General features: G+C 63.0%; 21 protein-coding genes and 1 tRNA gene. 13 read left to right on the top strand and 9 right to left on the bottom strand.

Going from position 1 to position 18481, the window contains the following annotated elements:
* Together EOB49_RS01470 and EOB49_RS01465 are read right to left on the bottom strand one after the other, a co-directional pair.
* Nucleotides 1–1140 (bottom strand): ABC transporter permease, encoded by a 1140-nt coding sequence (locus EOB49_RS01470; protein WP_127266923.1) that lies wholly within the window; start codon nucleotides 1138–1140, stop codon nucleotides 1–3.
* Nucleotides 1137–2669: an ABC transporter ATP-binding protein gene (locus tag EOB49_RS01465; protein ID WP_127379932.1), complete on the bottom strand. Its 1533-nt coding sequence runs from the start codon at nucleotides 2667–2669 to the stop codon at nucleotides 1137–1139. Before EOB49_RS01465 ends, EOB49_RS01470 begins: the two co-directional genes overlap by 4 nt.
* Before the next feature lie 229 nt (nucleotides 2670–2898).
* Here EOB49_RS01465 and EOB49_RS01460 point away from each other — a divergent pair, with 229 nt between their 5' ends.
* The gene (locus tag EOB49_RS01460) at nucleotides 2899–3105 is read left to right on the top strand and encodes a SlyX family protein (protein ID WP_206526079.1); all 207 of its coding nucleotides are present in this window, start codon (nucleotides 2899–2901) and stop codon (nucleotides 3103–3105) included.
* Nucleotides 3106–3125: 20 nt separating this feature from the next.
* Complete coding sequence (locus EOB49_RS01455; protein WP_127322635.1) at nucleotides 3126–3533, top strand: hypothetical protein; 408 nt, start codon at nucleotides 3126–3128, stop codon at nucleotides 3531–3533.
* On the opposite strand, the gene EOB49_RS01450 is transcribed toward EOB49_RS01455, so the two are convergent.
* The 5 genes from EOB49_RS01450 to EOB49_RS01430 form a co-directional block, all read right to left on the bottom strand.
* Nucleotides 3528–4085 (bottom strand): GNAT family N-acetyltransferase, encoded by a 558-nt coding sequence (locus EOB49_RS01450; RefSeq protein WP_245472396.1) that lies wholly within the window; start codon nucleotides 4083–4085, stop codon nucleotides 3528–3530. The two genes, EOB49_RS01455 and EOB49_RS01450, sit on opposite strands and share 6 nt — an antisense overlap.
* Nucleotides 4086–4104: 19 nt before the next feature.
* Nucleotides 4105–5094: a BMP family ABC transporter substrate-binding protein gene (locus EOB49_RS01445; RefSeq protein WP_127266918.1), complete on the bottom strand. Its 990-nt coding sequence runs from the start codon at nucleotides 5092–5094 to the stop codon at nucleotides 4105–4107.
* Nucleotides 5095–5302: 208 nt separating this feature from the next.
* Nucleotides 5303–5968, bottom strand: a complete 666-nt coding sequence (gene msrA, locus EOB49_RS01440) for a peptide-methionine (S)-S-oxide reductase MsrA (RefSeq protein WP_127379930.1) — start codon at nucleotides 5966–5968, stop codon at nucleotides 5303–5305.
* Nucleotides 5969–6069: 101 nt separating this feature from the next.
* Nucleotides 6070–6393: a hypothetical protein gene (locus tag EOB49_RS01435; protein ID WP_127266916.1), complete on the bottom strand. Its 324-nt coding sequence runs from the start codon at nucleotides 6391–6393 to the stop codon at nucleotides 6070–6072.
* 308 nt (nucleotides 6394–6701) lie between these two features.
* Nucleotides 6702–7532, bottom strand: a complete 831-nt coding sequence (locus EOB49_RS01430; protein ID WP_127379929.1) for a hypothetical protein — start codon at nucleotides 7530–7532, stop codon at nucleotides 6702–6704.
* A 235-nt stretch (nucleotides 7533–7767) separates the two neighbouring features.
* On the opposite strand from EOB49_RS01430, the gene EOB49_RS01425 reads away from it, so the two are divergent.
* Nucleotides 7768–7857: transfer RNA gene (locus EOB49_RS01425), tRNA-Ser, on the top strand.
* A gap of 191 nt (nucleotides 7858–8048) precedes the next feature.
* Here EOB49_RS01425 and EOB49_RS01420 read toward each other — a convergent pair.
* Nucleotides 8049–9266: an FAD-dependent oxidoreductase gene (locus EOB49_RS01420; protein WP_127379928.1), complete on the bottom strand. Its 1218-nt coding sequence runs from the start codon at nucleotides 9264–9266 to the stop codon at nucleotides 8049–8051.
* Nucleotides 9267–9281: 15 nt separating this feature from the next.
* On the bottom strand, nucleotides 9282–10046 hold the full coding sequence (locus EOB49_RS01415; protein ID WP_127379927.1) for an HpcH/HpaI aldolase/citrate lyase family protein: 765 nt from the start codon (nucleotides 10044–10046) through the stop codon (nucleotides 9282–9284).
* Between the two features lie 110 nt (nucleotides 10047–10156).
* Here EOB49_RS01415 and EOB49_RS01410 point away from each other — a divergent pair, with 110 nt between their 5' ends.
* From EOB49_RS01410 to EOB49_RS37255, 10 genes are all read left to right on the top strand, one after another.
* On the top strand, nucleotides 10157–11047 hold the full coding sequence (locus EOB49_RS01410) for a 2-hydroxy-3-oxopropionate reductase (protein ID WP_127379926.1): 891 nt from the start codon (nucleotides 10157–10159) through the stop codon (nucleotides 11045–11047).
* A 6-nt stretch (nucleotides 11048–11053) separates the two neighbouring features.
* Nucleotides 11054–11866: a shikimate dehydrogenase gene (locus EOB49_RS01405; RefSeq protein WP_127268820.1), complete on the top strand. Its 813-nt coding sequence runs from the start codon at nucleotides 11054–11056 to the stop codon at nucleotides 11864–11866.
* On the top strand, nucleotides 11859–12665 hold the full coding sequence (locus tag EOB49_RS01400; RefSeq protein WP_127379925.1) for an SDR family oxidoreductase: 807 nt from the start codon (nucleotides 11859–11861) through the stop codon (nucleotides 12663–12665). Before EOB49_RS01405 ends, EOB49_RS01400 begins: the two co-directional genes overlap by 8 nt.
* Nucleotides 12666–12696: 31 nt before the next feature.
* Nucleotides 12697–13044: a RidA family protein gene (locus EOB49_RS01395; RefSeq protein ID WP_127379969.1), complete on the top strand. Its 348-nt coding sequence runs from the start codon at nucleotides 12697–12699 to the stop codon at nucleotides 13042–13044.
* A gap of 50 nt (nucleotides 13045–13094) precedes the next feature.
* Complete coding sequence (locus tag EOB49_RS01390; RefSeq protein WP_164761873.1) at nucleotides 13095–13883, top strand: FadR/GntR family transcriptional regulator; 789 nt, start codon at nucleotides 13095–13097, stop codon at nucleotides 13881–13883.
* Between the two features lie 288 nt (nucleotides 13884–14171).
* Nucleotides 14172–14882, top strand: coding sequence for an SDR family oxidoreductase (locus EOB49_RS01385; RefSeq protein WP_127321703.1), 711 nt, complete (start codon nucleotides 14172–14174; stop codon nucleotides 14880–14882).
* Between the two features lie 11 nt (nucleotides 14883–14893).
* Nucleotides 14894–15643 (top strand): SDR family oxidoreductase, encoded by a 750-nt coding sequence (locus EOB49_RS01380; RefSeq protein ID WP_127329461.1) that lies wholly within the window; start codon nucleotides 14894–14896, stop codon nucleotides 15641–15643.
* Nucleotides 15644–15739: 96 nt separating this feature from the next.
* A complete protein-coding gene (locus EOB49_RS01375) occupies nucleotides 15740–16690 on the top strand; it encodes a LysR substrate-binding domain-containing protein (RefSeq protein WP_023810154.1) in 951 nt (316 codons plus the stop codon).
* Between the two features lie 86 nt (nucleotides 16691–16776).
* Complete coding sequence (locus EOB49_RS01370; protein WP_127267661.1) at nucleotides 16777–17811, top strand: amino acid ABC transporter substrate-binding protein; 1035 nt, start codon at nucleotides 16777–16779, stop codon at nucleotides 17809–17811.
* A gap of 82 nt (nucleotides 17812–17893) precedes the next feature.
* A partial coding sequence (locus EOB49_RS37255; RefSeq protein ID WP_245472393.1) for an ABC transporter permease subunit occupies nucleotides 17894–18481 on the top strand: 588 nt, incomplete at its 3' end.

Genomic DNA, 18481 nt, shown 5'->3' with positions numbered 1-18481 from the left:
TCAGGCACCTTTCCCCTTGACCGCTTCCATGCCCACCGATCGCGGACTGAACGAGGCGAACAGCGCCTGGATGTAGGGCCGGAACATGTGCTCGAGGGCACCGGCAAACAGGATCACCAGGCCTTGAATGATGACGATCATGTCGCGGCTGATTGCCGGCATCTCGAAGGCGAGTTCCGCGCCGCCCTGGTAGAGCATGCCGAACAGGATCGCCGCCAGCACGATGCCGACAGGGTGCAGGCGGCCCATCAGCGCCACGGCGATGCCGACGAAGCCGGCGCCGGAAACGAAGTCGATGGCGACATTGTGCTGATCGCCCATCACCGGATTGAGTGCCATCATGCCGGCCAGCCCGCCCGAGATCATCATGGCGGTGATGATGATGCGGGTTTCGGAGATGCCGGCATAGCGTGCCGCTTTCGGGCTGTGACCGTAGGTGCGCATTTCATAGCCGAGCTTGGTGCGCCAGATCAGCAGCCAGACCAGGAAGGCCATGACCAGCGCCAGCAGGAAGGTGACATTGAGCGGCGCCGAACGGATCTTGGCGCCGAACAGCTCGATGATCCAGTTGAGCTTGGGCAATTCCGCGCCGGCGAGGAAGTTGCGCGTCTGCGGCGCTTGCGAGGCGGCTGGCTTCAACGGGCCGACCAGCAGGTAAACCATGATCGAGGCGGCGATGAAGTTGAACATGATGGTGGTGATGACGATGTGCGAGCCACGCTTGGCCTGCAGATAGGCCGGGATGAGCGCCCACAATGCGCCGACCGTCGCCGCAGCAATGATCGCCAGCGGGAAAGTCAGCCACCATGGCAGTGTGCTGTCGAAGCTCAGGCAGACGATGGCGATGCCGAGGCCGGCGATGTAGGCCTGCCCCTCGGTGCCGATGTTGAACAGGCCGCAATGCGCGGCCACCGCCACCGAAAGCCCGGTGAAGATGAAGGTGGTGGCATAAAAGAGGGTGAAGGCGATGCCGGTGCCTTTGCCGAAGGCGCCTTCGACCAGGATGACGGCTGCGCGCAGCGGATTCTCGCCGACCAGAAGCACGACGAAGCCGGCGACGACGAAGGCGACGAACAGATTGATCAGCGGGATCAGGCCATAGTCGGCCCAGGCCGGCAGTTTGGCGTAAGGCGCGCTCAAAGTGCTGCCTCCTGGTGCTCGATGCCAGCCATCAGCAGGCCGAGTTCGCCCTCGGTCGCTTCGGGACCGCGCTCGCCGACGATGCGGCCGGCAAACATCACCAGGATACGGTCGGACAGCGAACGGATCTCGTCCAGCTCGACCGACACCACCAGCACCGCCTTGCCCTGGTCGCGCATGGCGATCAGGCGCTTGTGGATGAATTCGATGGCGCCGACATCGACGCCGCGTGTCGGCTGGCCAACGATCAGAACACCAGGGTCCTGTTCCATCTCCCGCGCCAGCACGATCTTCTGCTGGTTGCCGCCGGAGAAATTGGCGGTCTTCAGCCGGCAGTCGGCCGGCCGAATATCGTATTTCGTGATCTTGTCCCTGGCATCGTTGCGGATGGCATCGATGTTGAGGAACGGCCCCTTCAAATAACGGGGATCATCGTGATAGCCGAGGATCGAATTCTCGTTCTCCTCGAAGGCCAGCACCAGCCCGACGTGATGGCGGTCCTCCGGCACATGCGCCAGGCCGCGGTCGCGCAGTTCGCCCGGGTCGGCGGCGCCGGTCAGGTCGATCGGCTTGCCGTCGAGCATGACCGAGCCGGACACCGCACGCCTGATGCCGGAAATCGCCTCGAGCAGTTCGGATTGTCCGTTGCCGGCGACACCGGCGATGCCGACGATCTCGCCGGCCCTGATATCGAAGGAGATGTCGTCGACCATGGTTACGCCGCGCGTATCCTTCACCGTCAGGTTCTTGACCGCGAGCTTGACGGCGCCGGCCTCGGCCTCGCCCTTTTCGACCCGCAAGAGCACGCGCCGCCCGACCATCAGCTCGGCCAGTTCCTCGACCGTGGTCTTCCTGGTTTCGCGCGTCGCCACCATCGTGCCCTGGCGCATTACCGACACGGTGTCGGTGATGGCCATGATCTCGCGCAATTTGTGGGTGATCAGCACCACCGTCTTGCCCTGGTCCTTCAACTGCCGAAGGATGCGGAACAGGTGGTCGGCCTCGGCCGGCGTCAGCACGCCCGTCGGCTCGTCGAGGATCAGGATCTCGGCGCCGCGATAGAGCGCCTTCAGGATCTCCACCCGCTGCTGCAGGCCGACCGGCAGTTCCTCGATGATTGCATCGGGATCGACTTCCAGCCCGTATTCACGCTCCAGCCGCTCCAGTTCGGAGCGCGCCTTGGCGATGCTCTTCTTCAAGAGCGCATCGCTTTCGGCGCCGAGGATGACGTTCTCCAGCACCGTGAAATTGTCGACCAGCATGAAGTGCTGATGCACCATGCCGATGCCGAGCGCGATGGCGTCATTGGGGGTTTTGATCGAGGCCGGCTGGCCGCCAACGCGGATCTCGCCGCTGTCGGCCTGGTAGAAGCCGTAGAGGATCGACATCAGCGTCGACTTGCCAGCTCCGTTCTCGCCGACAATGCCGTGGATCGTGCCGCGACCGATCTCAAGGTTGATGTCCCGGTTGGCGCGCACCGCACCAAAACTCTTGTTGATGCCGATCAACTCGATTGCGGCTTGCGCCATGCAGCCTGTCCCACTCTTATTTTTTTATCGCTTGGTCAAAACGCCTAGCATGACGCTCCGCCCGTGCCAATTGCCGGAGCCGGTTCACTCTCGACAAATCCCGGTGCGCTTGTCAATTTGCAACGTGGCCGGGGCCTTCACATTCGCTAGTATGACGGCGCCGAAATTCGCATCACGGCGCAAGACATCGCGGTGAACGACATCGCGGTGAGACTGGGGAATTCACATGATCACGCCCGCCGACCGGCTGACGACGCTGGAAATACGCGCCGCCGAGCAGGAGAAGATCATCGAGGAACTGTCCGGCCAGATCGCCGAGCAGTGGAAAGTGATCGAGCGCATGCAGCGCAAGCTGGACGCGCTGACGGATCGCTTCCTGGCGCTGGAGGAGCAGACAGGAGATGAGGTGCCGGTAACCAGGCCACCGCACTGGTGAGGAAAGGGAAGGTGCACGCCTTGGTCAGTGAAAGCGATCGCATCGCGCGGGCCGGCGAATATGTGCTCGGTCTTATGAACGACAAAGACCGCGAACGGGCCGAACGTGACCTGGAGGTCGATCCCGCCTTCCGCGACGCGGTCGCGCGACTTGCCGAGCAGATGTATTTCTTCGACCGTTACGGAAAACGCGGCCTGCTGCCTGGCAGGCATTGGGAACTGGTTACCCAACGCCTAGCCGAGTTACCTCAGATGCGCAGCGTCGAGCTCGGCGGCAATGAGGTCAAACCGCGCACGGTGATCCGAAGCCTGTCCCGGCCACCATACGGCATTGGCGTGCACGCGCTTGGCGGCCGGCGCGGAGTTGTCGTTGCCGCCGGGCTGATGGTGGCGTTCGCGCTGGGCTGTCTCGTCGCGAAGCTGCTATAGGCGAGGCCGGCGCGACATCAGCGCCATCTTCTCGCCGTCCGAGCCGCATATCTCAACGGTATCCCAGCCGAGAGCCGCGTAAAAATCACGCGCATCCCATGTGTAGAGATGGAGCATCTCGACGCCCCGTGACGCCGCATGGGCTTCCGTTGCCTTGACCAGCGCGGTGGCGATGCCTCGGCGTCGATACCTTGCATCGACAACCAACCCGGCCAGCCATGGCGTCAGATCATGTGCGGGCTCCAGTTCGTGGCGGACCAGCAGGCATGTCCCGACCGGGGTGTCGCCGATCCGGGCCACGAATGCCGCCTCGAAGCCGTCACCGGCGATCAAGCCACGAAGCCCTGCCGCATCTTCCCCGAGCGTCCTTCCGGTTCCCTCGAAAAACGTGGCCAGGCGCAGCTGGGCTACCGCTGCTACGTCGTGCTCGCCCATGGGTGCGATCTTTGGCTGCATCTGTATCCCGAAACGGTGGCCGGCACGGAGCGAACGTTTCGCTCGAACTGATAAAGGCAAAACCGCCGGGCTGGCGCCCGGCGGTTTGTAGATCATGTCTGTGTGTTCGTGCCGCTCAATAGGGGCAAGCGTTGTCAGCCGTATAGTCGTGCACTTCGGTCTTGCCGGCAATGATGTCGGCCTTGGCCTTTTCGACGGCCGCCTTCATCTCGTCCGTCACCAGCGCCTTGTTGTTGTCGTCCATGGCGTAGTCGACGCCGCCTTCCTTGAGGCCCAGATTCTCGACTCCGCCCTTGAAGGTGCCGTTCTTGCCGTCCATGAAGGCGGTGTAGACGGCGACGTCGACGCGCTTCAGCATCGAGGTCAGCACCTTGCCCGGTTGCAGGCCGTTCTGGTTGGAATCGACGCCGATGCCGAGCTTGCCGGCATCTGCCGCCGCCTGCAGCACGCCGACGCCGGTGCCGCCTGCCGCGGCGTAGATCACGTCGGAGCCCTGGTCGATCTGCGTCTTGGCGATCTCGCCGCCCTTGGCCGGATCGTTCCAGGCAGCCGGCGTGTCGCCGGTCATGTTCTGGATGACATCAGTCGCACCAGCCGACTTAGCGCCGCCGACATAGCCGCATTCGAACTTGCGGATCAGCGGGATATCCATGCCGCCAACGAAGGAGACCTTCTTGGACTTAGAGGCCATCGCCGCCAGGATGCCGACGAGGTAGGAGCCCTCCTGTTCCTTGAACTTCAGCGACCGCACGTTCGGCAGATCGACCTGGTCGTCGATGATGGCGAAGTTCAGGTCGGGATATTCGGCGGCGACCTTGGTCAGCGCGTCCGTCCAGGCAAAGCCGGCCATGACGATCGGGTTGCGGCCGTCCTCGGCGAAGCGGCGCAGCGCCTGCTCACGCTGCGAGGCATTGGAGACCTCGAATTCGACGTAGGCCGTGCCGGTTTCCGTCTTGAATTTCTCGGCGCCGTTGTAGGCAGCCTCGTTGAAGGATTTGTCGAACTTGCCGCCGAGATCATAGAGGATGGCCGGCTGGACATCCGCGGCGAAAGCCGGAAGAACCATTGCGGTTGCGGCCAGGAGGCCGAGAACGATACGTTTCATGTGATCCACACCCTGTCGGTTATTTTTTCCGTTATGCACCGCATGCCTGCCCGGTTCTCCGGCAGGCATGCGACGTCAGCCAGGAGTGTACTCCCTCCCGCTCGGCGGCAATCTGGCATGGCCCGAAACAAAATTCACGCGGAATTTTGACCTTTTGGAAACGCTTGATGCGGGCAAGCCGCACCGCAGCTTGTCCTTGCGCCAAGTGTTACTTGGACGCGGTGACAGGGATGACGCAAGCGACGCCGGTGCCTTTGAGGTTGCACGTGCCGTAAGGGTTCTTCGCCAGATATTGCTGGTGATCGGATTCGGCGAAGTAGAATTCGGCCGCCGGCGCGATCTCGGTGGTGATCCTGCCGTGACCGGCACCGCGCAGCGAGGTCTCATACGCATCGCGCGAGGCGCTCGCCGCCGACAATTGCGCCTCGTCGCTCGTGTAGATCGCGGAGCGATAGGCGGTGCCGACATCATTGCCCTGGCGCATGCCTTGCGTGGGGTCGTGGCTTTCCCAGAATAGCTTCAGAAGCCCAGCATAGGAGACGATCTCGGGGTCATGGACCACCAGCACCACTTCGGCGTGGCCGGTAAGCCCTGTGCAGGTCTCCTGATAGGTCGGATTGGGCGTGAAGCCGCCGGCATAGCCGGCGGCCGTGACCCAGACGCCTTCGATCTGCCAGAACAGCCGCTCCGCTCCCCAGAAGCAGCCCAGTCCGAACATCGCCATCTCCAGCCTCTCGGGATAAGGACCTTTGAGCGGTCTTTTCAAGACCTTGTGTCTGGATGCGGTCGGGATCGCCTTGGCGCGGCCCGGCAGGGCCTCGGAGGACTTCGGCAGATTGAGCTTTTTGTTCAGCATGTCGCTGAGAAAGAACATGCGCGGCTCCTCTCCGGGTGAAACGCAAGAAGCCGCATGACGGCGGCTTTGTTTGAGCATCGGATATCCAAAAACCGGCAACCGCTTTTGGGTCCGATGCTCTAGGTGGCGGCGAACTGACCAGCACGCGGTGGCCGCCTGTAGCCTATCGCATAGAGCAGGAAAGCCAGCACCGCGAACACGGCGAAGCCCGGCTGGTTCAGCACCCAGGCGACGGCGCCGTCCCACAGCAGCGGGCTGGCCTTGGTTCGGATGAAGGTTTCGAAGGCGGCCCTCGTGTCGGGCGAGACCGCCAGCCAACTGGTGTTGAGCGGGGTCAGCACCAGCACGGAGGCCGCCACGGTGCGTGTCGCGTCGAGCACCGCCATGATGACGGAAATCGACAGCGCGATCATTGCGGCAAGACGAAAGACGAAGCGAAACATCAGAACCCTCCTCCGGGCTGGTCCCCTCCCGAGGGGCCTTTCAGAGATAGAATGCGCATGGCTGGATCGCAATCGCCATACGCGAATTTGCAGACTCCAAACTCAGGTCAACAGAAGGCCGGACGACAGTCGGTCGGGTAGCTTTTCATTGACATGTGAGGGCAGCTATGCTAACAATTTCGGCATGGTGCTGACTTGCGCCGACGACCCGCCGCACAGGCGGGTTTTTGCGTTTGGTGCCTCGCAAACCGACGTGCCGGCCAAGTCTTCAAAGACCGGGTGAACCCGGATTCGTTGCCCTGCGCGAATTATGCGGCCGGCTTCCTTTTGCGCCGATGGACACGCCAGACGGCAAAAACGCCGCCGCCAATGGCGCCGATCACCAGGCCGGCCAGGCCGGTGAACACGGCGAAATAGCCGCAGGCGCCCTCGAAACAGCTCATCTCGGTGGCATCAGCGATCACCGAGCCGATGGCGAATCCGCCCACGGCGCCGATGACCGCGCCCAGGACGATGCCGAGCAGCGCGGCGACGACCGAGACGAAGACAGGCGGGCTTTCGGTTTCCGGATTGACATAAACGGCATCGGCTTCGGATCCACGGCGCAGCAGATAGATGCAGAGGAACCCGATGGCGATTTGAGCAGCGGTGATGGCAAGTGCCTGGCCCGAAAAGACGAAATCCGAAATCGTCAGTGCACAGGCCTGCCAGGCCACCAGCCAGACGATTGTGGCGACCTGCCAGATGGTGAACTGGCGCCGGAAGCGGGCCGAGCGGCCGAAGGCGAAGCCGAGCAGGTAAAGCCCCCACAGGATGGTGATGATGTCGACGGCGAGCCCGCCATAGATAAGGTAAAACACGCTGTCTGGCAGGCCGGTGGCGCCGATCGCGGGCCAGACGGAGATCAGGCCGTAGACCGACCACGCCATGACGAAGACGAGCCAGCCCACCGGCACGAAGGACAGCCCGCTGTCCGGCCGCCTGACTGGCGTCTGTCCATTGCTCGATGTCATGTCCGCACGATGCCCCCGCAAAGCCTCGGCACCCGACAGGCAACTCCGGGGGAAGTCAAGGGCGGCCGGCCCGGCGGTCGTGCCTGTGCACACCATTGCAGCGGCGGCGCCCGTAAAAACGGGCATGCCGGCCGCCTTGTGAAACACTGTGTGGCCGGCAAAGCGAATAGACTGCCGTTATGGCTTGGCATTCGGCGCCGGATCGACTAGATGAGCCCCGCGCCTGTTGCTTCGACGGCCCAGGTGCGGGGAAGGGCGTTCGCTGGTTGGCGGCGCCGGCGGCGGAAGTTCCGCCTTGCCCCAAGGGAGGTGCATCTCCCCAATCCGCGCGGCAAAACCGGCCGACGCGACATGCATGGACGGAGAGGTGGCCGAGTGGTTGAAGGCGCACGCCTGGAAAGTGTGTTTACGGGAGACCGTAACGCGGGTTCGAATCCCGCTCTCTCCGCCAGTTTGCACCTAGGTGTGATCAAGATCGGCGCGCCCAGGCAATATGATCTGGCGCAGGCTGCCGACGCTCATCGCGATATCGAGGCCAGGAGGACAACCGGGGCGCTTGTACTTGGTGCAATCTCGAACACGACCGACGTCCCGTGATGAATTGCTTCGCCAAATCAAAACGGGGTGTTCGATCGTCTCGCCCTAGATCACCGCTTCCTCGAGGAACGGTTCGTTGCGCTCTATGCGCTCGTAACAGAATGGCGACAGATCGAGCGTCTGGAAAGCCCCGTGAACGATAAGTTCTGAAACTCCCCGGCCCACGGCTGGCGACTGTTGCAGCCCGTGCCCCGAGAAGCCGTTGGCAAACATGAAATTGGTCACCTGCGGGTGGAAGCCGACGATGCCGTTGTGGTCGAGCATGTTGTACTCGTAGTGGCCGGTCCAACTGGTCTGGACCTTGAGTGCGTCGAAAGACGGAATGCGGTGCCAGAGTGCCGGCCAGATGTAGTCGTCGAACTCTTCATGATGCATTTCAAAGTCGTCGTAGCCGGCCGGTCCGTCGCCCTGCGGCGTGTTGCCGGTGAGAAAAAGCTCGCCTTCGGGACGCACGAATGTTCCGGAAAGGTCGATGACATTGGGCATCCGGCCGGGGATCGGGTTGGCGCTGGCGAAGACGAAGCTGTAGCGCTTGTAGGGCGCGACCGGGATCGACAGGCCGGCCATGGCTGCCACCTGCTGCGCGCGCGGGCCCGCGGCGTTGACCAATGTTCCGCAACGAACCGTCTGTCCGGTCGCGAGGCGCACCGAGATGACCCGTCCATCGGCAATATCCAGCCCTGTCGCTGCATTGTCGATATACTCGACGCCGCTGGCGCGGGCGGCGCGGCGGAAACCGTTCATCAGCCCCACGGAATCGAACCAGCCCTCTTCCCTAGCCCCCCAGGAACCGCCACCGAGATCCTCCACATTGAGCCAGGGGAAGCGATCCTTCAGCGGGCCCGGCTCGAGGAACACTGTGTGGGCCCCAAAACTGCGCTGCAGATCGACGCGCTCGCGGGCCGCTTCGACGCCGTCGGGTGAACAGCAGTAAAGATATCCATGCTCCTTGAAGCCGAGGTTGGGCGCCGGTTCGTCCCTGTAGAAGGGTGCCATGCGCTCCTGAAATCCGCGGATGATCTCGATGCCGAACTGGCTGATCTTCACATTGATCGGATTGGAATATTGCTGCCGGATCGCGCTGGTGGACAGCGCCGTCGATGAAAACTCGTAACTGCTATCGCGCTCGACCACGAGGATCGAGGCACCGCTGCCCAGCGCCTGGCTAAGCCAGTAGGCCGTGGACGAGCCGACAACCGCTCCGCCGACGATGACGATGTCGTAGGCGTTGCGCGATGGCGCTTTGTAAGGCGGGATCGCCATGGCTCCGACTCCAAGCTACTGGTTGAACAAAGCGATCAGGGCATCCGAGCCCCGCGCAAGAAGGCCAAGGTCCGAACCGACGGCAACCATGGTGAAGCCTTCGGCAAGGTAGCGGTCGGCATCGGCCTTCGCCGGCGCCAGGATGCCGCTTGCCTTGCCTGCCGCCGTTGCGGCCTGGCGCACGGACGAGATTGCCTTCTGGACATGTGCCGCGCCGGGATTGCCCATCGCGCCCATATTGGTGGAAAGATCGCCGGGACCGACGAAGAGAACGTCGACGCCGTCGACCGCCGCGATCTCGGCGGCATTCGCCACGCCCAATTGATCCTCGATCTGCACGGCGAGAAGTTGCTGCTCACGCGCTTTGGCGTGGTAGCCGGCGATGCGGCCGAAGGCGTTGGCGCGGTGACCGACCGAGAAGCCGCGAAATCCGCCGGGCGCATAGGTCATGGCCGCGACGATGGCGCGGGCCTGATCGGCGGTTCGTACATTGGGGATCATCAGGCTGCGTGCGCCGATATCCAGCGCCTGCTTGATCAGATTGGGATCGTCGGAGGGCAGCCTGACGACAGCCTCGCTGTCGAAGCCGCCCATCACCTGAAGCTGCGCCATGATGCTGCGCAGATGGTTGGGGCTGTGCTCGCCGTCGATCAGCACCCAATCGGCTCCGGAGCCGGCGACGATCTCCGTGGTGAGCGCCGAAGCCAGCGAGCACCAGATGCCGATGTGAGCCCGGCCAGCCGCTGTGGCAGCTTTCAGCGTGTTGAGGCGTTCTTGCATCTTGCGATCATCTCCAATCATCTGGATTGAAATTTGTATGATGTCCTATATCATATGGCTGCAAAACGCTGCAAGATGCGATGTACGGACTTTCGAATGGGAGCTGGAGAATGAGGATCGGGTTCATCGGGCTTGGCGTCATGGGAGCACCGATGGCGCGCCACCTGGCCGATGCCGGGCATGAGATCGTCACCGTTCTCAATCGCTCCCCTCTACCGCAGGGCCTGACCGCATCGGTGGTCGCGTCCGCCGCCGAAGTGGCACGGCGCTCCGAGATCATCGTCACCATGCTGCCCGACACGCCTGACGTCGAACGCGTCCTGTTGGGCGAGGACGGCGTCCTGGAAGGACTGTCAGCCGGCAAGCTGGTCATCGACATGAGCTCGATCAGCCCCATCGCCACGGCGGCGTTCGCGGCGAAACTGCGAGAGAAGGGAGCCGGCTATCTCGACGCCCCGGTCTCGGGCGGCGAGGTCGGCGCCAAGGCGGCAAGCCTCACCATCATGGTCGGTGGCCCGGCCGCCGAGTTCGAGCGGGCGCTGCCGATCTTTGAGACACTCGGCAAGAACGTCACTTTGATCGGTGAGCAGAATGGCGCCGGGCAGACCTGCAAGATCGCCAACCAGATCATCGTTGCGCTCAACATCGAGGCCGTGGCCGAAGCGCTTGTCTTCGCCAGCAAGGCCGGGTGCGACCCGGCGAAGGTTCGCGGCGCCCTGATGGGTGGCTTCGCCGCTTCCCGCGTCCTGGAAGTGCATGGCCAGCGCATGATCGACCGGACCTTCGCCCCAGGCTTTCGCATCAAGCTCCACCAGAAGGATCTCAACCTGGCCCTTGACAGTGCCCGCGCCCTTGGCGTGGCGCTGCCGAACACCGCCATGGCGCAGCAACTGATGAATGCCTGTTCGGCCCATCCAGGTGGCGCCGAGGCCGATCACTCGTCTCTCGTCCGGGCGCTGGAGATCCTCAACGGCCACGAACTGTCAAAAGAAAAGGAGTAAAAACCGATGCGCGGAACCGGCAAGGCCGAGATCTTCGTGATGCTGGCCCATCCCGTGGCCCACGCCAAGAGCCCCGGCATATTCAACGAGATCTTCGAGCAGAAGGGCCTCGACAGCCTCATGGTGCCCTTGAGCTGCCGCCCGGAGGATTTCGAGACCTTCTGGGCCGGCATCACGGCAGCCGAGAATATCAGGGGCGTGATCATCTCGGTGCCGTACAAGGTTGCGGTCTACCACAAATGCTCCGCCGCGCATGACCGCGCCGCGCGGGTGGAAAGCGCCAACTCGGTGCGACGGCTGCCGGACGGCAGCTGGTATGCCGACAATTTCGACGGCGTCGGCTTCATCGATGCGCTCAAGGCGAACGGACATCAGATCGCCGGCCGCCGCATTCTTCAAGTCGGTGCCGGTGGCGCCGGTGCTTCGCTCGCCTATTGTCTCGCGGAAGCCGGCGCCGACGAAATCCGCCTTACCGACATCGATACGGCGCGTGCCGGGAAACTGGCGGCGCTGGTTGGCCGCGCGTTCCCGAAATGCCGCATCCAGGTCGGAGAGGCCGAGCCTTCCGGCATGCATATGGCGATCAACGCCACACCTGTCGGCATGCATGCCGGCGATCCGCTGCCGCTTGATGTCAGCCGGCTGACCCCGGATATGACGGTTGTGGACATCATCATGGAGCCTGCGGAAACCGCTCTGCTGCGGGCGGCCAAGGGGATCGGCTGCCGCGTTCAACCGGGACGCCCGATGATGGATTTCCAGGTCCGGGCGATGTCCGAATTCTTCGACATCGAAGGCAAGGACCGCGGCCATGGCTGAGACACCGACTGCCGTCGTCATCGGCGGCACCTCCGGCATCGGACGCGCTATCGCGCAGCGCTTCGCAGAAGACGGTTATCATGTGGTCGTCTCCGGCCGGGATGCGACGAGGGGCAATGAGGCGGCCGGCTCCTGCCAGGCGGCGGGCGCGCCGCGTGCGCTGTTTGTCCAGACAGATGTCGCAGATAGCGGCTCAGTCGAGGCTCTGGCACGGATTGTCAGCGACGGGTTCGGCACGCCTCACGTCGTCGTCAACTGCGCCGGCATCTTGCAGAGCGGCAAGTACGTCCTTGATCAGGATCTGGACGAGGACGAGAAGATGTGGCGGGTGAATTATCGCGGCACGCTGTTGGGGTGCCAGGTGTTTGGCCGGCTCATGTCGGCCGCCCGGCGAGGCGCGATCCTGAATGTCGGCTCGCTCGCCTCTTTCGCGCCGCTGTCGCTGCCGGCCTACACGCCGGGAAAGCATGCGGTCCTGGCCCTGACCCAGATCCTCGCCGCCGAACTCGGCCCGCATGGCGTTCGCGTCAATGCGGTCGCGCCCGGCTATACACTTTCCGATGGTTTGAAGACCAAGATCGCCAGGGGTGAACGCAACCCCGAAGTCATACAGGCCACCACGGCGCTGCGACGCTTCGTCGAGCCGCGCGATGTCGCCGAGGCGGCATTGTTCCTCTGCTCGGAGCGCGCTGCTTCGATTACCGGCGTCACCTTGCCGGTCGACGCCGGCTGGCTGGTTCAGGCGCCTTACGCACAATATTTGCAGGGAAATCCCATCCGGCAAACGCCGGCTATCTGACAAGGATAATCCAGTGATCAATATCCCGCCAGTGAGCGACATCCAGCGCTTCGACTTCGATACCCGCATACACCATGGCGTCATCCATAACGGCACGCTCTACCTCACCGGCCAGGTCGCGAGGCCCGGCCAGTCCGCGGCCGACCAGATGCGCGAGGTGCTCGGCAAGATCGATGCGCTGCTTGGCAAGGCGGGCACGGACAAGACCCGCATCCTTCATGTGCAGATGTGGCTGGACGACATCAGGGATTTCGACGAGGTCAATGCGGTGTGGGACGCCTGGATGCCCAGGGAGCACGCACCGGCGCGCTCATCGGGCGAAGGACGGATGGCGAAGCCCGGAATGCTGGTCGAGCTGATCGTCACCGCGGCGGTTTGAATGGTCCTGCCGGTTCGGGCATCATCCCGAATCTGGCGAGAGGGAGACTGATGACGAAGCGCAAGCCGCTTTCCACCGTCGTGGCGGAGAGCCTGTCCGAGAAGATCCGTTCCGGACAGCTGCTGCCCGGCGCGCAATTGCCGACTGAGGCGGAGCTTTGCGCCGAGTACGATGTCAGCCGCACCGTGGTGCGGGAAGCTGTGGCGCGACTGCGTTCCGAAGGCCTGGTGGTGCCGCAGCAGGGGCGCGGCATGTTCGTCAGCGAGACGCCGGCGCCGCGCAACTTCTCGATACCGGACGAAGCGCTCAGGACCTTGCCGGAAACCATTGCGCTGCTCGAGCTGAGGTTGAGCGTCGAGGTGGAGTCGGCGGGATTGTGCGCGGAACGGCGCACCGATGCGGAAGCCAGCGCGATCCGCACCTTGATGGAACAGGTCGACGCCCAGCAGGCCGATCCCGCCGTCGTCCAGATCCACTACGACTATGATTTCCACCTGGCGATCGCCAAGGCGGCACGAAATGAATTCATCCACGGTTTCCTAAGCTATCTCGGGCCGATGATCGTGCCGCGCTTCCAGCTCGGCTATCTGGTCACGCCCGAACTCAAGGACAGCTACTACGCGCGCATACACAGCGAACATAAGACAATCGTCGACGCCATCGAAAGGCAGGATGGCCGCGCCGCCCGCCAGGCCATGCGCAAACACCTGCACAACAGTCTCGGGCGGGTGCGCGCCCTGGCCCGAGCCTCTGGCGTGGAGGCAATCGAAGCCGAGCAGAAGGCGGCGGCGGCCTCACTTTTCACCGACATGAAAAGGCCTGTCTCGACGGGCGGATGAGGCCTCGCGAATTCGATCGCATCGGCGCGCCTGGGCCGAAAATTAGACATCCATTGCGAAAGCCGTGTTTTTTGTTCCGTCACCGGCTGCGCGGGTTTCCCAAGGGCTGAAGGCGCCAGTTTGCCAGCGTTTCCCTGGGTTTTCGGCGCTGCGGTTATCCGAACACCCCAAGGGATTTTGGGGGCATCCGAAATTTTCGAAAGTTTATCTTTCCTTTTTGCTGGTTTTCTTGGTTTCGCGGCATCGGCCCGGGCCGCAAACTGAAAACGGACAATCAGGAAAGCCCACGTGACGACAGCCTTCATCACCGGTGCGACGAGCGGCATAGGGCGGGCCATAGCGATCGCGCTGAGCGACGCCGGCTACGACGTCTATGCGGTCGGGCGCAGCCAGGCCGCGCTCAAGGAGCTGCAGGCACAGCGGCCCGGCATCGTGCCGATTGCCGTCGACGTCACCGATCGCGAGGCCCTGGAAGCGGCCCTGGCGGATCTCACCATCGACGTGCTGATCAACAATGCCGGGGTCATGCCGCCGCTCGGCAACTTCGCCGATATGAAGATCGCTGACATCGACACCACGCTCGAGGTGAACCTCAGCGCGGCAATCCTGCTCACGCGCCTCGTCGTCCCGCAAATGCGCGAGCGGCAGTCCGGGCATGTATTGTTCACCGGCTCCACAGCGGGCCACGCGGCATACTCCAACATTGCCGTCTATTCAGCGACCAAGGCGGCGATATCAGGCTTTGCAGCAGCGCTGCGCGCCGACCTCTCCCCATCGGGCGTACGCGTCACCGAGATCGTTGCCGGCCGTGTCGAGACGCAGCTCTACCAGGACATCCTCGACGCCAACGCGCGCGCAGCCATGTACGCCAGCAAAGTGGTGCAGCCGGATGACGTGGCCAGGATGGTCGTCGCTGTGCTTGGGCTCCCCGCGTGGGCCGACGTTACCCGTTTCGACATCATGCCGACTTGGCCAACCTCGCCAAGCGGTACCAAGTAAGGAAAACTGGGATGAAAGATCTTTCCGTTCTGATCGTTGGCGGTGGTGCCGGCCTCGGTGCCCTCTTAGCCGAGATGGCTGTCGAGGCCGGAGCGGCAAAGATCGGCATCATCGACATCAACCAGGAAGCCGCCGAGTCCGCGCTGGCGACCGCGAAGGCCAGCGGACTGCCTACCGCGACCGCCCTTTGCGACATCCAGGTAGGCCCGCAGTGCCACGCCTCATTCGAGGCGATCGTTTCGAAACTCGGGCGCGTCGACACGCTGATCAATTGTGCCGCGATCTACCCTCGCCGCCCGCTCCTCGAAATCACCGACGCCGACTGGGATGCCTCCAACGGCATCAACATCAAGGGCACCTACCACATGATGGTGGCGGCGGTTCGCCACATGCAATCGCAGGAGCCGAAGAGCCACGTCCGCGGGCGGATCGTGAACCTGACCTCGGTCGACGCCTTCAAGGCGCATCCGCAGAACGCTCACTATGCGGCGACCAAGGCCGCCGTCGTCAGCCTTACCCGATCCTTTGCCCATCACGTGGCGAAGGACGGCATTCTGGTGAATTCGGTGGCGCCGGCCGGCATGGCGACGGAGAAGGCGAAAGCGCTCGGCTTCCTGGAGGAACTGGCCAAGGCGAGCCCGCTCGGCCGCGGTGCCGAGCCAAAGGAGATTGCCGAATGGGTGCTGATGACGGGCAGCCCCAAGAACACTTACATGACCGGTGAAAACGTAATTGTTTCAGGTGGTTACATATACGCCTAAGCCTCTTTCGCCGCGGGCGACTGAACTCTGGCAGTGCATGACCGAGGCAGTGCATGACCGACCGGAACACAAGCAGGGAAAGGAACGGAATTTTCGATGACCGGCAAGCTGCGCCTCCCCTCGCTGAATGCTCTGCGCGTGTTCCACGCGGTCGCGCAGCACAAGAGCTTTCGGCAGGCGGCGGATGAATTGCTGGTCACGCCGCAGGCCGTCGGACAGCAGATCAAGCTTCTGGAGGATACGCTCCAGGTAACGCTGTTCGAGCGTAAGGGCCGGTCGATCGAACTGACCGAGTCGGCCATTCTTCTGTCGCACTATGTCAAAGCCGGCTTCAACGAGTTTGCCGAAGGCGTTCGCCGCGTCACCAAGTCGAACTATCGGGACCGCATCAACCTGAATGCGAGCCCATACTTCGCCACGCACTATCTTCTGCCGCGGCTTTCGTTGTTCCGGGAAATCTTGCCGGGCGCGGACCTGCGCCTGACGACCATGGTCGACCTGCCCGATTTCGGGCGCGACGATATCGATATGACGGTCCAGTGGGGCTACGGCAACTGGTCCGACTATGAAACCACGTTGCTGGTGCCGGATCCGAAGATCATCTGCTGCACGCCGGCGATCGGCGAAAGGATCAAGTCGGCGCATGATCTGACACAGTTCACGTTGCTCGACACCGTCAAGTCGAAGCGTCTGTGGCCGGACATATTGCGCCACCTTGGCGTGGAACTGACGGATGGCGACCGCAGCATCAGCTTCGACGACGCCGCGACCATGCGCCGGGCGACCTTGCAAGGCATAGGTGTGGGCTTGGTTTCCGTCATCGATGCCGAGGAAGATTTCCGGGCGGGCACGCTGGTCGCGCCGATCGGCCGCGACGCCATTGCCGATATGAAGCCGGAGGAAGTCCCGGGCTTCTATCTTGTCGTCCCGCGCGGACATCTGCGCGTGAAGGCGGTCGCGGCACTTCACCGATGGCTGGCTCAGCAGGATTGGCGCGGCGACCTCACGATTTCCTCGTTACCGAAACCGGCCCCGCTTTCCGACTAGAAGCGGCTTCGAGACCGAGGCCTGAAAGACGCCTTTCGGGCCTCCAACAACAAGAAACCAAACAACCTCAACAGTGGAGACGGAACATGAAAATGATGAAATGGGGGGCTTCGGCCCTGGCGCTTGGCCTCGTGCATTTTGCGGCGCCGGCGGAAGCCGCCGGCGGCAAGACGCTCGAAACCGTCAAGGCACGCGGCATGCTGAACTGCACCGGCCATGACGGCTCCTATCTCGGCTTCGCCGAGGTGGACGACAAGGGCAACTGGAAGGGCATGGACATCGACCTCTGCAAGGCGGTGGCCGCGGCCGTGTTCGGCGACCCTGCGAAGCTGAAAGTCGTTCCTATCAGCTGGGCCCAGCGCTGGCCGGCCCTGCAGTCCGGCGATGTCGACATCATCGTCAAGGCCTCGGGCGGCACGCTCAGCCGCGACACCGAACTTGGGCTGCAGTTCTCCATGTCCTACTATCTCGGGACCACCAAGGTGATGGCGCACAAGGAGCTGAACCTCAAGTCGCTCAAGGATGCCGCCGGCGGCACGATCTGCATTCCCGCCGGCACCTCGCAGGAACAGCAGGTCGCTGCCTATACTGCCAAGCTAGGCATCAAGCTCGAACCGGTGCTCATCGAGAAGACCGAGGAGCTCGAGCAGGCCTATTTCTCGGGACGCTGCGATCTTTATGCGCAGTGGGGTCCGACACTGGCCATTGCGCGCATCGCCAAGAGCAAGGTCGACGACCATGTCATCCTGCCCGACGTGCTCGCCGTCGAGCCTGAAGTCATGATCATGCGGCAAGGCGACGACAACTGGGTCGACATCGCCAACTGGACGCTGAGCACGCTGATCTTTGCCGAGCAGGAAGGCATCACCTCGAAGAACGTCGACGAGATAAAGGCCAAGCCGACTTCACCGCAGGTCGCCAAATTCCTCGGCGTCACGCCAGGCATGGGCAAGGGTCTCGGGCTCTCCGACGACTGGGCCTACAAGGTGATCAAGAACGTCGGCAACTACGGCGAAATCTTCGATCGCGATCTCGGCAAGGACTCGCCCTACAAGATGGATCGCGAACTGACCAATTTGTGGAACAATGGCGGTGTCCTGTTCCCGCTGGTTGTTGATTGATCCGTTCTGAACGCATCCCGCTCCAGGTCCCGCCCGGCTCCCGCCGGGCGGGACCGCGCGGCAATTCGGGAAGGATTTCTGAATGGTCAGCCTGCTGAGAAATCAAAAAGTCCGCAACGCACTGTTGCAGATCCTGTATGTCGGCTCGATCGCCGCGATGGTGCTTGCCGGCATTGTGATCGCCAGACAGAACCTGGCGGCGCAGGGGATCACCTCCGGATTCGACTTCCTGTTCAAGTCGACGGGCTGGGACCTGAACTTCTCGCTGCTGCCCGCCACGGCCAACGACCCTTATTGGTGGTACTTCCTCATCGGGATCATCAATACGCTGTTTCTGGGAACCATCGGCCTGACGCTGGCGACGATCGTCGGAACGATCGTCGGCCTGGCGCGGACATCCTCGAACGAATTGGCCCGGCTGCTCGGCCGCACCTATGTGGACATCTTCCGAAACATCCCGCTGATCCTCCAGGTTTTTTTCTGGTATGCCGTCATCACCCATCTGCCGACGCCGCGCGCCGCGCATGAGGGATGGGGCTTTCTCCTCACCAGCCGGGGGCTTTACATCCCGTTCCCCAATGTCAGCAGCGCCGCGCTCGCTGCGGCGACATTGGCTGTGATTGCCGCCATCGCGCTGCCGATCTGGCTGGGCAGGACATCGCGCCTCAGC

Source organism: Mesorhizobium sp. M7A.F.Ca.MR.148.00.0.0 (assembly GCF_003997735.1).
Taxonomy (GTDB): Bacteria; Pseudomonadota; Alphaproteobacteria; order Rhizobiales; family Rhizobiaceae; genus Mesorhizobium.
Note: the sequence above shows the minus strand (reverse complement) of the source record. Positions and strands in the feature narration are given on the sequence as shown.